Raw genomic sequence first — 14,229 nt, 5'->3', positions numbered from 1 at the left:
TTCAAAAAAAGGTTATGCCACTTGGAGAAGGTGATTTCTGTATTGAACAGGAGTCATCTTCTTTAAGTTCCATTGATATCTGAAATTGTTATAGTACGTCATATAACTTCTTATTTCCTTTTTAAGTTCTTCTATAGTATTACAAGGTTTAATATAGGCTTCATCTTTGAAATGACCAAAGAAGGACTCTAGGGGAGCGTTATCCCAACAATTCCCTCTTCTTGACATGGATTGCCCAAGTCCTAGTTTTTTTACGTGTTTCTGAAAAGTGGGACTAGTATAGTGTACTCCTTGATCAGAGTGAATAAAGGCCCCTTCGGCAAACTTTACTCGTTTATTCTTCGTTAACTTTACTAATGTATCTGTAGCTAAATCTAATGTCATTCGGCTAGACACATTATAGGCAAGTATTTCATTCGTTGAACTATCTTTAATCGTGGATAAATAAGCCTTTTGTCTATTGTCATAATATAAATATGTAATATCAGTAAGTAATACTTTTCCTGGGATTTCTTGTTTAAACTCTCGGTTTAATAAGTTCGGCAGAATGGTGTGTTCTTGAGTGGCTTTCAACATCTTCTGATAAGGGTTGGTTCTTCTAATAGGACAAACAATCTTGTATTTCCTCATAATCCTTCGGATTCGCTTCAAGTTATATGTAATTCGAAACTGTCCTTCTAACGTCATCTTAATCTGGCGTGCACCTTTTTTGCGGCGTTTAAAATGAAAAGCATTTAAAATATTTTCTTTAAGTATCAAGTCTTTTTCTTCTCTTCGCTCTCTTCTTTCCTGAGCTTGTGAAGAAAAGTAGTTATAAAAACCAGAGCGAGAAACTCCCGCAATTTCGCATAAGAAACTCACCATATTTTTAAGTAGATACTTTTCTATTACTGAACGTATTAAAAGAAACCTCTGTTCAGCAGAGAATTTTACTCGTTTTTCTTCATCCCCCTTTCCATCATGTCTAACTTTTTTAGTAACTCATTCTCAGCTCTCAATAATTGATTTTGTGCTTCTAATCTAGCATTCTTTTCTTCTAGAGAAAGCTCCTTCTGAGTTGGTCTCCCTGAATTATCACTACGCGTATCCCTAAGTCCCAATACTCCTGATTTTTTATAAGCAGTACGCCATCTTGAGGCTACCCTTTGTACTCTGACAATACCTATGACTTCAATATTAAAACCATTCTCCTCGAAAATCTGCCTTGGCAACTTACCATTTTCATTTTCAGCTATAAAAATCCTCTTAAATTCGTCTGTATATGTAACACCCTTTGAACTTATAGATTTAACATATGGATTATTAGATAGTATTTCTATTTCTTTCTCAGTAAAGAGTTTTTTTGGCATTTAATTGTTCTCCGATTCTCCCATTTTTTTCATTATACATAAAAGTACCCTACAGAGCAGACCTTTTTTTAGTGTCTACTCTATAGGGTACAGTTTATATTACTGGTTGACCTTTTTTTAATCTTTTAACTGCGGTCACTTGATGATTATTTACTGAATCGGGAGGGGAATACTGACATTTTGACGAAATAGAAGGAATATCATATTACGAAAATAGGAAGGAGGAATGGAAATGTCTGATTTTATGGACAAGAATCTTGGGGGAAAGCTGTTTATCAAGAAATAATCGTACCCGAGAAGATTGTCTTAACGGACATGTTTGCAGATGAAGGAGGCAACGCAGCCGACGGTATGCCAGTTACACTGGTAACTTTGACGTTTGTTGAACACGAGGGTAAGACAAAACTCATCATGCGTTCTCGATTCGCTTCAGCCGAGGGGCTTCAGCAAGTAATGGGAATGGGTATAGTCCAAGGATGTGCCTCACAATTTTATCGCCTCGACGACCTTCTGGAAAATCTTCAGGAGCCGTGTTAAAAAGTTATAGGTGCTATTTAACAACTCCGTGTCATATGAACTGAACATATGCGATTCTTACTTAAGCAGGATCGCTTTTTTATTATGCAGCTAAGGACAATGAAGCATGTGGAGAGAAGGAAAAGAAAACTATACTATTAAAAATGGGGGAAGTAATGAAAATCAATCACATAAATTTAACTGTTAATGATGTTACAGCTTCACGTGAGTTTTTAGAAACATACTTTGGATTGACATGTGCAGGAAGTAGGGGAGATGGGTTCGCTGCAATGAAAGATGATGATGGTTCCATATTGACTCTGATAAAAGGAAGCAATGTACAATACCCCAAGACTTTTCATGTTGGATTCATACAAGAAAATGAAGAACAAGTTAACAGGATCAATCAGCGGTTGAAGGAGGATGGATTCAAGGTAAAACCTCCACAACATTTACACGGATATACTTTCTACGTAGAAGCACCCGGAGGATTTAACGTTGAAGTACTGTGTTAAAAGTATATGGAGATGAAATGCCGTTTTCTAAAGATGAATTAGGTGGAGAAATGAAAAAGATGGTAGTAAAAGTGCTAAAAATGCTGGATTTACACAAAATATTACTGCAATGGAAATGCAAGAATTTGTTCAAAATCAATTGATGGAAAAAATGAAAATACCTACATTTATTGCAAACTAGGGAAATTCCAAAGTTGGAGCGATGGAAGTAGTCATGCTCCAGAAATCCACCAAGCATCTCTGAGATACTAGATTTTAAAAAGATCTTCAATGTATTCTTGAATCATTCGCGATTTTACTAAACGATAATTATACGAATTTTAGGGCAATACTACTTAGGAAATTGTAGTATTGCCCTTAGTTTTTCACAACTGATGGTATTGACAATGAAGTGAGAAAATCAGGAATGAAGGGACTTGACAAGTATTTTATGAAATTTGGTTCTTCCCATCCTACCGGGGAGACGTTAAGGTGGTAAATCGGACTTTGTTTTCGCAAACCAAATTCATTCATGATAAGATAAATAAAATCAAATACTAGTAAGGCGGGGTGGAGCCAATCAATTCTGGCTCCTCCCTGCTTTTTTTGCCCACCCGATATTTGGAGGTTTTATTTTGAATGTTATCGTAAATAAATTTAAAAAAATGGGATACAAGCAGGTTTCTTTGTACGCCGTCATAGCACTTTGTTTTGTCTTGTCTGTTATCTTTGTTCATCACAATTATTCATTCTATGAACGACCAATAGCCAAAGTCATCAAAACAAATCTGGAAAATACAACTGAATTGAATGATATGTATCAAAATGAAGATCGACTATTTACCCAGAGTATAATAGCCGAAATACAAAATGGAGAAAAAAAAGGAAAGCTAATTCATTTAAAAAATGAATATTCCTCATCCGGAGCTTTTGATCAAGAATATCGAGTTGGAAATGATTTATTTGTTTCGATTGATACGAAGACTAAAGAAAATTCAGAGTTAACTGGAACAATAAAAGACGTAAAACGTGATAAATTTGTGTTGATTGTAGCATGGGTTTTTATCTTTACATTACTTATCGTTGGAAAAAAACAAGGCCTGCTTTCAATTATTAGTTTGGCAGTCAATGCCATATTATTGTCATATGCATTAGATTTTTATTTGAATACATCAAACATTGGTTTGGTTTTGATATGCAGTATAAGTATCATACTATTTACGGTCTTTTCCCTTTTACTCGTTAATGGTTTTAATGAAAAAACCTATGCAGCGGTGATTGCGACACTGTTAGGGACTTTTTTATCGCTGTTCATTGCTTATCTTGTTATGTGGTTAACTTCCGAAAAGGGCCTTCGATATGAAGAGATGCAATTTATCACTCGTCCTTATAAAATGGTGTTTTTGGCAGGGTTATTTATCGGTTCTTTAGGAGCTGTAATGGATATAGCCATTACCATGTCTTCTTCGATTTTCGGGTTGTATGAAAAGAATAACCACATATCAGTAAAAGCACTTAAAACTTCAGGATTAGAGATTGGAAAAGACATAATGGGGACCATGACAAATATTTTGTTTTTTGCCTATATAAGTGGTTCCATTCCTATGATTATTTTGTATTTGAAAAATAATTCTGCATTGGGATTTACCCTTTCCATGAACCTAACATTGGAATTGGCCCGTGCTCTTGCAGGTGGTATCGGAATTGTGTTAACTATCCCGATCGGTCTATATGTCTCTATTTTTTTCATTAATCGAAAGAGGGAAAGATAATGAATGTATTAGTGTTGCTAGCGTTTATACTATTTATATTAATGATCTTGATTGGCGGAAAAAAAGGGGCACGTTCATTTTTTGCTTTGTTCCTAAACTTTGGTGTGTTACTTTTCACCATCATTTTTATGACTAATCCATATATTGATCCGTATATCGTAACATTGATTGCATGTACGGTGATTAGTTATATTAATTTATTTTTCATTAACGAAGTGAACAGTACAACAAAAACAGCATTCATTTCTACTATTATCACGATTGTTATTGTACTCTTTTTTATTGTCATTGTGACGGAAAATGCGATGATACAAGGTTTCGGTGAAGAAGAAATAGAAGAGCTTAGCATCTTTTCCCTTTATATTGGGGTGGATTTTGTTAAAATTGGTGCTTCAGTAATTATTATGAGTACTATTGGCGCGATTATCGATACAGCCATGGCCATTGCATCTCCCATGCGAGAAATGTATCATCACCATCCATCCATTAGCAAGAAGGAATTATACACATTTGGATTGAGTATTGGGCGGGATATTTTAGGGACATCTACGAATACACTATTTTTTGCTTTCTTTGGAGGCTATTTGGCATTGCTTATATGGTTTAAAGATTTATCCTATTCTGTTGGAGAAATAGTAAATTCAAAAATATTCAGTGCTGAAATGATCACAATATTTTGTGCTGGAACAGGAGTAGCCCTGATAATTCCTATTACAGCCTTGATTACTGCTTATTTTTTGGTGAAAAAAGGAGAAAATAAAGAGAAAGTTATATAGGTTTCATGGCAAAAAAGCTTATGGGCACTCATTTGTATAATCGGGATAAATCTTTGTTTTTTTTGCAAATGATTATCCATATTCTGCTCCTACGCTTAACCGTTTCATTTTTGAGGGCGGTTGGTGGAGGAACAAGATGCCATATTGCCTATATAAGCTTACTGCCATTTTAATTCCTTCATAACGTTCATGATGTATATATGGTTTGATAATAACGAAAAAGCTGACTGCAGAAGCCCGTTCAAAATGGCTCTGTTATCAGCTTTTCTTTTTTTACCCAGGGCTCCAATTCGATAATAGGACTGCATGCCGAAATCAAACATGTATGTTTAGTTGTTTACGGAGACGTTGCATTTCTGAATTGAAATAGGCTTTGCTGTAATCACATCCGACAATAGCTACAATATTGCCGTCATCATCGATGATTGGCGCAAAGCTTGTTTTCCACTCACCGTACCTGTCTTCGTATATGGGAGTAACACCCGCTTTACCATTAAACGCCTGGTAAGCGACATTGACCATTTCCGGGGGACCCATATATTCTTCCCCCGGTTCAATTACAAAGCCTTTGTCTGCAACGAGGTGAATCAGACGTCCATCCTCCGTCATGATAAATATAAAGACCCATTCAATTACGCCTTCCTTTTCTTGAATCATGGTAAGTTTTTGTTTTAATTTCTGGGAATAGGAAGGTTGCCGGTTCATATTTTTTTGTAGACTGATAACCTCTTCAGCTGGAATGATAGCTGCGGTCACAACGGCAATGGATCGAAGCCGCTGGTTTATTTGTTCTTCTAAAATGGCCCGTTTATCCACTGGTGAAAAGCTTGCCTCTTCCATTTTATTTCGTAATTTTTTATATTTCCTGCTCATCGTCGGCTGGCTGACTTCCAATACCTTTGCCGCCAGTTTCAATGATTTATATTGTTCCATCGCCATGTTGATGAGTTGTTCTTCCACAAGGTCAACTGCTTCCTGCAAAGGCATTAGGAAATCGATGACGGGTAGTGAAGGGGGTTTGGGCTCTTTAAATGGAAGCACCTCTTTAACCAAAGCAACATCCACTTCCGGTATTCCGCTAGTAATCACGAGTCTTTCAACTGTATTTTCAAGTTCTCGCACGTTACCGGGCCATTGATAGATGCAAAGCAAGTCGATTGCATCCGGGGTGAACGCTACCTTTCGATTGTACAGTGTATTGTACTTTTGTAAAAAAAACTGAACCAGGTGGGGAATCTCATCCACACGATTTCTTAGCGGCGGAAGATGGATAGGCACGACATGAAGACGATAATATAAGTCTTCTCGGAATTCACCTTTTTTCACCATTTTTTCGAGCGATTTATTTGTTGCGGCAATCACTTGAATGTCAACAGGGTGTGAGGTCGAACTTCCAATTGGTGTGACGACTCGTTCCTGAAGGACACGAAGCAGTTTTACCTGTACGTTCAGCGGTAACTCGCCTACTTCATCCAAAAATAAGATACCTTTATGGGCCAGTGTGAATTTTCCCTTGGCGCCTTCTTTCCGTGCGCTGGTAAAAGCCCCTTCTACATAGCCAAACAGTTCGCTTTCAATCAGGTTTTCCGGAATGGCACCGCAATTGACAGGTATAAATGGTCCGTCGCTTCTATTACCCATATTATGTATGGCCCTGGCTGCTATTTCCTTCCCTACACCGGATTCCCCCAATAAAAGGACGGTTGCGCTGACATCACAAACCATTTGCATTTTATGCAGGACATCGAGCATCGGTTTACTGCGGATCACAAATGGAAAAGTTGGCTTTTTCGATTCCAATAATGGTCCCGATTGCCCCCTTGATGTATCTGGATATGAGTCTTTAATTTCTTTGTAAGCCCAGACCCATGCCCCGGATTCAATCGGGTATGCCGTCATCAGCAGCTCATGCCCCTGCCATGAGGACTGCATGAAAGATCTTTTCTCATTTTTGCCCATAATCTCTTCCGCCAAGCTTGTAGAAAATAAATCTTGTTCAACATCCTTGATGGAACCACCGACAATAGCGGATTTGATTGTATGGAATAAGGTATTCCCTGTTCCGGTCGATTTCATGATGGTGCCATTTTTATCTGTCACAATAAGCTGGTCGTAAATAGACAAGAGTGCAGAGGTGAAGTGATCCATTTATGTCTACCTGCCTTTCATTTAACTTACTAGTTTCATATTACAGAAATTTCACAATTGTTCAATAGTTTCAGAAATGAATATTCTTCCTATTGAAAACCCTGTTAGCATAGTGCTTTCTGATTGGCATGGTTATTGCAATAAGTAAAGAGAAGGGACTAGAAAGCATGATTGCAAAGGAGGGAGAAGCGATTTTGAATAAAGAGAATCAGTTCCAACAGAATATCAATTCTGAAGATCCCTTTATTAAAAATCTATATTCAGATTTGAATGAGCGGATCAATGCGTATGAGCAGGAAGATGCCGTGAAAATCGAAAAAATGAAATGGAGTGATGCGTCAGGTTCTATTTTTTTCATGATTTTAATCATCGCCTACCTAATCTATACACTCGTCTGAAATGTTGTTTAGATCACCAAGAACAATGACAGCCTTATTCCAAGCCATACAATCATTATTTTAATAGTTGGGAGAGAAGCGTGTGAGCAAAGAGAATTCCTCCATTTCAAAGGATGTGGCCTTTGGGTTCTTACCGGCAAGTAAAAACGACCGGATTTTTAACCTACGGGATTTAATTTTAGTTCAAGTTGTTATTGGCCTCTCATCTTTTGGGCTGTTAACTGGTGGATATACAGGTACAATGCTTGACGCGAAGCAGTCACTTGCAGCGATTTTATTCGGTAACGCCTTCCCTATGCTGTTGATTGTTCCTATTACCCTTTATTTTGCACGTTATGGCATAGACACTTTTGTAGGGTTTCGAAGTTCACTAGGGTATTTAGGATCCAATATCTTTTTCTTTGTTTTTCTTATTTTAACTCTCGGCTACATTTCCATTGCGCTCTTTATGTCCGGCCAGGCGTTGGCAGAGGCTGCTAATTGGATAGGGATGCCAGCCATTTTTTCAAGCCAAGCAATGGGGGCGCCGTTTTTCTCGATTTTACTCTTTATCTGTGCATTTCTTGTAACCGTGAGGGGACCGGTAGCCATTCAAAAATATACCGCAGTGGCCGTTCCGGTTTTTATGGTTCTCATGTTTGGCCTTCTCGCAATTGTCTTGTTTGGACAGGGATTCACGAAAGTTGCTCATATACTTCCTTCTGAACCCTTTGAAACGACTTCTCGTTCATTCGCGACAGCCCTGGAATTAAATATCGGTCTCGGCTTTTCATGGCTTCCGTATCTTGGCCAATACAGCCGTTTATCCAAAACAGAAGGAGGCGCATTTAAAGCGGGATTCTACAGCTATGGAATCATCGTCTGTATCGCTGCTTTAGTTGGGGCACTTGCTGCATTAGTCGCTGGTTCACTTAATCCTTCTGACTGGATGTTTTCCATCGCAGGAAGTTGGGGCGGCTTCATTGGCTTGATTTTACTTTCGGTAGGGAATGTCGGTGCAGCCATTTTCCTTATGTACTCACAAGCTGTCAGCTTTAAGACGGTATTTCCGAAAAAGTCATGGATGATTGCGATGGGAACGACCGTACCGGCTATATTCTTACTTCTAAGCTCAACGTTCTACGATGCATTTGGTTCATTCATTGCTGTCATTTCCTTCATTATGGCTGTACTTGGCGGCATTGTCGTGGCAGATTACTTTTTTGTAAAGCGCCAACGCATTTCAATAAGGGATTTGTATGACACACAAGGCTCTTATACCTATTGGAAAGGCATTAACCCGTCTGCCGTTCTCACGGTGGTCATTGGAACGATCGTTTACTGGGCACTCTATAATCCATTGACTTTTGAAGCAAGTGATTTTTTCCTTTATACGGCTGCCGGAATTCCAACATACTTTGTCGCTTTAGTCACTTATTATGTTTCATCTAAATACATTTTCCGTTTTGAAGTTGACATGGAGCGTCCATCTGTTGAATTAAAGGAAGCTAAATGAAAAAATGCACTTTAAAGAATCTAGGGAACGAGAGGAGATTGTTCAATGTTTACACAAAGTTTAGATTTCAAAACAACTGATTTAGATACATTCCCATTTCCATTCACTTCAGGTAACTATCGCTATTCAAACGATTTGAAAAGACTCTCAAACATTAACTGTATTGAAGTTACACCAGAATACAAACTCCAAGTGGAAACGAAGCGTCGTCTCCTTCAAGAACAGCCGCATATTAGGTTTCAATCTTTTCCACACACAATGGAAATGCAATGGGAAGTATTGGAAATGCTGATCGACATGGCAGCTGATCGCTATCCGGAGCATTTCGAGGTCAGTAAAGATGAGGACAAATGGACTTTCAAGAACCACATTTTCGGGGAAATCGATTCATTCGTGTATGGCGATGCAAGCACGCTTCCATATGAGCCGCTTGATTATATTGGCCGCCATTTCCATAATGATTTTGTTTTAATGGTTCATCGCGATAGTAATTTCTATTTGGAAGTGGGGCAAGTTTCATACGCCGCACTCTTCTCAGCTAACTGGAATAAAGGCATGTCCTTTGATGAAATCCATGCACCTGTTCCATTTGTATCGCGGAAGGGCGATGAACTGGCAGAGCGCGTTCGCAAGTTTTTGTTATCCATCGAGCCAGGTAAGCCATGGACACGCATCAACTGGAACCTGATGGCTGACCGATGGGATGTCAACTATGAAACGATGGATGTCTGGGGACCGCAACGTTCTGAAATAACACCGGAAAATGCAGGTAAACTTGTTCGTTTGCGTGTTGAAGAACAAAAATTTTATCGCATGCCACGAAGCAACGCCATTCTATTCGTATTGAATACTCAATTCCTGCCACTAGAGGATTTGACATTGCGCCAGGAGTGGTTTGATCTGACATATAGCGTACTGCAGGATATTCCCGGACCAATGGCTGAATACAAAGGAATTGCCCCATTCCTTCCACAATCGGTCGAATATTTGAGGAGTATCGATGAAAAGAAAAAAGCGAAGATAAACAATAAGTAGGAGGATAGGGCCTTGTACAATAGTCCAGTATTGTTTGATAAATCCATTACGATCGTAAATAAATTTACCCCTCGGAATGAACGAAGAAAGTTTGTTGTCATTTCTGATCAAGCCGGATATGATCAGGCGAAAAGTTTCACTTCTGAAATCGAAGGTACAGTGCCTGTTGAATGTCTATCCATTAACGGAATGGAAGATAAAGAGGAGATTAAGAGACTCATCCTGTCACAAAAGATGGGCACCCAATTTTATATTGCGGCTTCATGGAACAATGCCGTGATGATCTTCTCGCTCGGAGTGGAGGCTGGCCTATCTGAAGCTGAGATCCAGACGTTGATTATCGGGCCTAAACGACGTTACGTATATTGCATGAAATGTTTCGAAGTGTCGGAAGTCGAAGAAGAAGCAGAAATTGCAGAATGTGACCATTGCAAAGCCAGTCTTGAAATAGGTCCTTTTTATTCAATCGTACGGGAAGGTTATATTGGTTACCCATACATCCCGATCGGAAAAGAAGAAGTAGGGAGCTGATCATCATGCGGGTAGTAGGAAATATTCAAATGAAAGTAAACAAGATCATTCAAGAAACTCCATTCGTGAAACAGTTCGAGTTGATTCCAGTTGATGGAAAGCCGTTGCCTGCATTTACAGGCGGTTCGCATTTGACCACTTACATGCCGGCTGGAGATAAGATTTTCGAGAGAGAGTACTCCCTTATCAGCAACCCAAGGGACCGCAATAAATATACAATATCCATTCGGCGTGATGAGGCATCACGCGGAGGTTCGGCTTTCTGGCATGATCAAGTAAAGGTAGATTCCAGGTTGGAAGTCAGTTTTCCTAAAAATAACTTCCCTCTCAGCTTTCGAGCTAAGCATCATGCTTTTTATGCAGCTGGAATCGGCATAACCCCATTTCTGGCAATGATGGAAGACATGGCCGCCGAAGGGCAAACCTTCGAACTCCATTATGCAGCACGCACTCCGGAGTTATGTGCTTTTTATGATCTGCTGAAAGCCAAATACCCTGATCAATGCACCTTTTATTTTTCGCAGGCAGAAGACAAACGCAGAATGAAGCCCGAGACGATGATGGATCATCGCATTGGCACGCACGTCTATTTTTGCGGACCAATCGAGATGGTGCAAGAGTATCGAAAAGCTGCCAGTTCCTATGGTTATCCGGAACATGCGATCCACTTCGAATTATTTGCGACAAAAAATGATGGGGCGAGAGATCCTTTCATCGTCGACCTTACGGACAGCGATCGGTCCATCCGCGTTCATGAGGGTGAAACACTGCTTGATGCGCTTTTAAGGGAAGGAATCGATGCACCTTATTCTTGTAAAGTAGGCGGGTGCGGAAGTTGTGAGGTGGATGTTGCAGAAGGTGAAGTGGATCACCGGGATTATTTCCTTAGCGAAGAAAACCGTCAAACACGAAAGTCAATCCTGACATGCTGCTCACGTGCGAAGGAAGACAGACTGGTCTTAAAACTGTAACGATTGAATTCCGTTCAGATCAATAAAAAAATAATGAAAACCGGAGGAATGAAACATGACAATATTAGAAACGGCAGTATTAGAGCTTAAAAATTACATCGACGGTAAGTGGCAGGCCTCATCTTCAAATGAAGTAATCACGGTAATCAATCCTGCAACACAGGAAATCATTGCAAAAGCTCCGCGTGCCACCAAAGAAGATACAGAAAGGGCAATCTCAGTAGCGAAGGCAGCCTTTGAAAGTGGAATCTGGTCAGGCCTAACAGCACAGGAGCGTGCTTCCTACCTATATAAAATTGCTGATAAAATTGATGAACGTGCCGAAGAGTTAACGATTCTTGAAACAATGGACAACGGGAAACTTAAAGCAGAGGCAGGTTTCGATATTGCTGATGCCGCCGCGTGTTTCCGTTACTACGCTGGTTTGGTCCTTCATCCAGAAGGGGAAACGTATCAAGTTCCCGCTCCCGTGCAAGCGATGGTTGTTCGTGAGCCAGTAGGTGTAGCCGGTTTGATTGTACCTTGGAATTTCCCGCTTCTAATGAGTGTCTGGAAAATCGCACCGGCGCTTGCGGCAGGGAACACCATTGTATATAAACCGGCTGAAGTGACACCTGTAACAGCAATGAAATTATTCGAAATCCTGGAGGAAGCAGGCATCCCGAAAGGTGTGGCTAATATGGTGATGGGCCGCGGCACCGTTGTCGGTCAAACCATTGCGGAAAGCAACGATGTTGACATTGTTTCATTTACAGGAAGTACGGATGTTGGCCGCTCTATCATGAAGGCGGCAGCGGGCAACTTAAAGAAAATTTCCCTTGAGCTTGGCGGTAAATCACCTAACATCGTTTTTGCAGATGCAGATTTAGAGACGGCCGTCGATTACGGATTATTTGGCATCTTCTTCGGTGCCGGCCAAGTTTGTTCATCAGGCAGCCGAATTCTAGTTGAAGAAAGCATTTATGATGAATATGTAAAACGCTATGTTGAACGCGCAAATAAAATTAAAGTTGGACCTGGACTTGCAGAAGACAGCAACATGGGGGCCATTGTCAGCGAAGCGCAAATGAATAGCATTTTGAACTATATTGAAATCGGCAAACAGGAAGGTGCGACACTTGCGGCAGGCGGTTACCGTCTTGTTGATGACGGTCTTGACAAAGGGTACTTCATTGCACCGACTGTCTTCACCGATGTAACACCTGACATGCGCATCGTACAAGAAGAGATCTTCGGTCCAGTCGTTGTCATTCAAAAGTTCAAAGATGAAGAAGAAGCTATTAAACTGGCAAATGATACAGACTACGGCCTTGCAGGCGGCGTCTTCACAAACGATGGTGCAAAAGGATTGCGTGTGATCAAGAAGGTACGGGCAGGCATCACATGGGTAAATGATTATCATCCAACATATGTCGAGGCGCCATGGGGCGGTTACAAACAGAGCGGGATTGGACGAAGTTTAGGAAAATACGGCTTGGATGAATACCAGGAAATTAAACAAATCAACATTAATCTCGATGTAAAACCCGTCGGCTGGTTTCCAAATTAAGCATCTCATTAGAAAGGAAGCAAATTACTATCTTTAATCAAATCAAAAAACCTAATCCAAATAAGTATTAAGTGTCAGTTTGGCGACAAAATGGGGTTAGGAGTTCGATTAGAGAGAATGTTTTTTTACTGTAATCCTAATTGGATTGAAGAGATTTGCGACACTCCTGCCAAATTACTGGCTAGCCATGACCCTATAGGCGCTTGCTTTGATGAGGCTTGGCAGACAAGTCGGCGGAAAGGGAGCGAATTTCCTGAAAGGGTTATGTGTAATGATTTCCACTCCAGGCACTCGCTTTCCGCGGGCGGTCCGCCCTCGGCTGTTCGCCTGCGGGGTCTCCCTTGGCCACGCTTTTCCCGCAGGAGTCTCGTACCTTACGTTCCAATCAACCGGAACTACTTTTTAAGAAATATTGTAGCGAAACTGGCTCTTCTCCTCCAATTCGTTTACAGTCTGGCGGTTTCATCAATTTTTTGGAAAAAGGAATTTCGAATTGCACTCGCCCCGAACCAAGATTTTAAAATTAAACTTGAGTATCTTTCATGTTTTTTACTAGTTTATACGGATGAAACCCTCACTAGATTGAAGAGATTTGCGACACTCCTGCCGAAATACTGTCTGCCAAGACCCCACAGGCGCTTGCGCTGAGGAGGCTTGGCAGGCAGTCGGCGGAAAGGGAGCGGATCTCTGAAATCAACTGCAACTTTTTCAATGCAAACTGAGTTTTCATCGAGTTTATCTACAGTCTGAAACCTAATCCAAATACGGATTAGGTTTTTTCAAACTGTGGAGAAACTTATTAAAAACTTAACAAATTGTTTTTAAGCTTAAAGTATCTGAAATTAAACAATCTTAAGGTATGAGCCATTTCGCAGGCATTTTCATTATGCAACAAAAGGACAAGTTTTCCTGTGATGAGTGAAAATGGATTTGAGCATAAAAAACTCCATTGATATGATAAAAGTAACATACCAATGCTATTTATCGGTTTAATCAGAAATAGGGCAATGAGATTGAATCGTTTTTACCGGTACAGCATTTATTCTTGGTGTCGTTGATTGTCTACATAGTATCATTAAAAAGGAAAAAACATTACATAATGCTTTAATAAGGTCATTGCCATCTTTAATTGAATAGACTAGGAAGCCGACAGGACTTTAGTCTTCAATCAAGGAGGAAGCGTTCTATCAAATAG

The 14,229-nt window shown here is 40.0% G+C and carries 11 protein-coding genes and 1 pseudogene; 10 read left to right on the top strand and 2 right to left on the bottom strand.

Features of this window, described 5'->3' with window-relative positions; genetic code table 11:
- Positions 1-12: 12 nt before the first annotated feature.
- A protein-coding gene (locus MHB45_RS13060) for an IS3 family transposase (protein WP_445670623.1) occupies positions 13-1,349 on the bottom strand; the annotation gives its coding sequence in 2 pieces (ribosomal slippage) (positions 13-965 and positions 965-1,349; 1,338 coding nt in all).
- A gap of 258 nt (positions 1,350-1,607) precedes the next feature.
- Here MHB45_RS13060 and MHB45_RS13055 point away from each other — a divergent pair.
- The 4 genes and pseudogenes from MHB45_RS13055 to MHB45_RS13040 form a co-directional block, all read left to right on the top strand.
- A pseudogene (locus MHB45_RS13055) lies at positions 1,608-1,886 on the top strand (SRPBCC domain-containing protein); the annotation flags it as partial.
- A 155-nt stretch (positions 1,887-2,041) separates the two neighbouring features.
- A complete protein-coding gene (locus MHB45_RS13050; protein ID WP_072273965.1) occupies positions 2,042-2,380 on the top strand; it encodes a VOC family protein in 339 nt (112 codons plus the stop codon).
- 614 nt (positions 2,381-2,994) lie between these two features.
- Positions 2,995-4,131 (top strand): YibE/F family protein, encoded by a 1,137-nt coding sequence (locus MHB45_RS13045; RefSeq protein ID WP_373689747.1) that lies wholly within the window; start codon positions 2,995-2,997, stop codon positions 4,129-4,131.
- Positions 4,131-4,907, top strand: a complete 777-nt coding sequence (locus MHB45_RS13040; RefSeq protein WP_048687582.1) for a YibE/F family protein — start codon at positions 4,131-4,133, stop codon at positions 4,905-4,907. The genes MHB45_RS13045 and MHB45_RS13040 overlap by 1 nt, the downstream gene beginning before the upstream one ends.
- Positions 4,908-5,222: 315 nt before the next feature.
- Here MHB45_RS13040 and MHB45_RS13035 read toward each other — a convergent pair whose 3' ends face one another.
- On the bottom strand, positions 5,223-7,055 hold the full coding sequence (locus MHB45_RS13035) for a sigma 54-interacting transcriptional regulator (protein ID WP_048882894.1): 1,833 nt from the start codon (positions 7,053-7,055) through the stop codon (positions 5,223-5,225).
- 167 nt (positions 7,056-7,222) lie between these two features.
- On the opposite strand from MHB45_RS13035, the gene MHB45_RS13030 reads away from it, so the two are divergent.
- The 6 genes from MHB45_RS13030 (at position 7,223) to MHB45_RS13005 (ending at position 13,034) form a co-directional block, all read left to right on the top strand.
- A complete protein-coding gene (locus tag MHB45_RS13030) occupies positions 7,223-7,453 on the top strand; it encodes a hypothetical protein (RefSeq protein WP_048683687.1) in 231 nt (76 codons plus the stop codon).
- Between the two features lie 82 nt (positions 7,454-7,535).
- Positions 7,536-8,948 (top strand): purine-cytosine permease family protein, encoded by a 1,413-nt coding sequence (locus MHB45_RS13025; protein ID WP_048683686.1) that lies wholly within the window; start codon positions 7,536-7,538, stop codon positions 8,946-8,948.
- Between the two features lie 45 nt (positions 8,949-8,993).
- A complete protein-coding gene (locus MHB45_RS13020) occupies positions 8,994-9,983 on the top strand; it encodes a heme-dependent oxidative N-demethylase family protein (protein ID WP_072273966.1) in 990 nt (329 codons plus the stop codon).
- Between the two features lie 12 nt (positions 9,984-9,995).
- Entirely contained in the window at positions 9,996-10,514 is a 519-nt protein-coding gene (locus MHB45_RS13015; RefSeq protein ID WP_202186396.1) for a hypothetical protein, read from the top strand.
- Positions 10,515-10,543: 29 nt separating this feature from the next.
- A complete protein-coding gene (locus MHB45_RS13010) occupies positions 10,544-11,485 on the top strand; it encodes a PDR/VanB family oxidoreductase (protein ID WP_081088818.1) in 942 nt (313 codons plus the stop codon).
- 55 nt (positions 11,486-11,540) lie between these two features.
- On the top strand, positions 11,541-13,034 hold the full coding sequence (locus tag MHB45_RS13005; protein ID WP_072273969.1) for an aldehyde dehydrogenase family protein: 1,494 nt from the start codon (positions 11,541-11,543) through the stop codon (positions 13,032-13,034).
- The last annotated feature ends 1,195 nt before the right edge of the window (positions 13,035-14,229 follow it).

Origin of the sequence: Peribacillus sp. FSL K6-5616, from assembly GCF_038008245.1 — a bacterium.
Classification (GTDB): domain Bacteria; phylum Bacillota; class Bacilli; order Bacillales; family DSM-1321; genus Peribacillus; species Peribacillus frigoritolerans.
Note: the sequence above shows the minus strand (reverse complement) of the source record. Positions and strands in the feature narration are given on the sequence as shown.

What these genes read in the sequence shown, in the direction of transcription:
- MHB45_RS13020 (WP_072273966.1), top strand. Translation starts at nt 8,994, where the DNA reads ATGTTTACACAAAGTTTAGATTTCAAAACAACTGATTTAGATACATTC.
- MHB45_RS13040 (WP_048687582.1), top strand. Translation starts at nt 4,131, where the DNA reads ATGAATGTATTAGTGTTGCTAGCGTTTATACTATTTATATTAATGATC.
- MHB45_RS13005 (WP_072273969.1), top strand. Translation starts at nt 11,541, where the DNA reads ATGACAATATTAGAAACGGCAGTATTAGAGCTTAAAAATTACATCGAC.
- MHB45_RS13050 (WP_072273965.1), top strand. Translation starts at nt 2,042, where the DNA reads ATGAAAATCAATCACATAAATTTAACTGTTAATGATGTTACAGCTTCA.
- MHB45_RS13030 (WP_048683687.1), top strand. Translation starts at nt 7,223, where the DNA reads ATGATTGCAAAGGAGGGAGAAGCGATTTTGAATAAAGAGAATCAGTTC.
- MHB45_RS13010 (WP_081088818.1), top strand. Translation starts at nt 10,544, where the DNA reads ATGAAAGTAAACAAGATCATTCAAGAAACTCCATTCGTGAAACAGTTC.
- MHB45_RS13035 (WP_048882894.1), bottom strand. Translation starts at nt 7,055, where the DNA reads ATGGATCACTTCACCTCTGCACTCTTGTCTATTTACGACCAGCTTATT.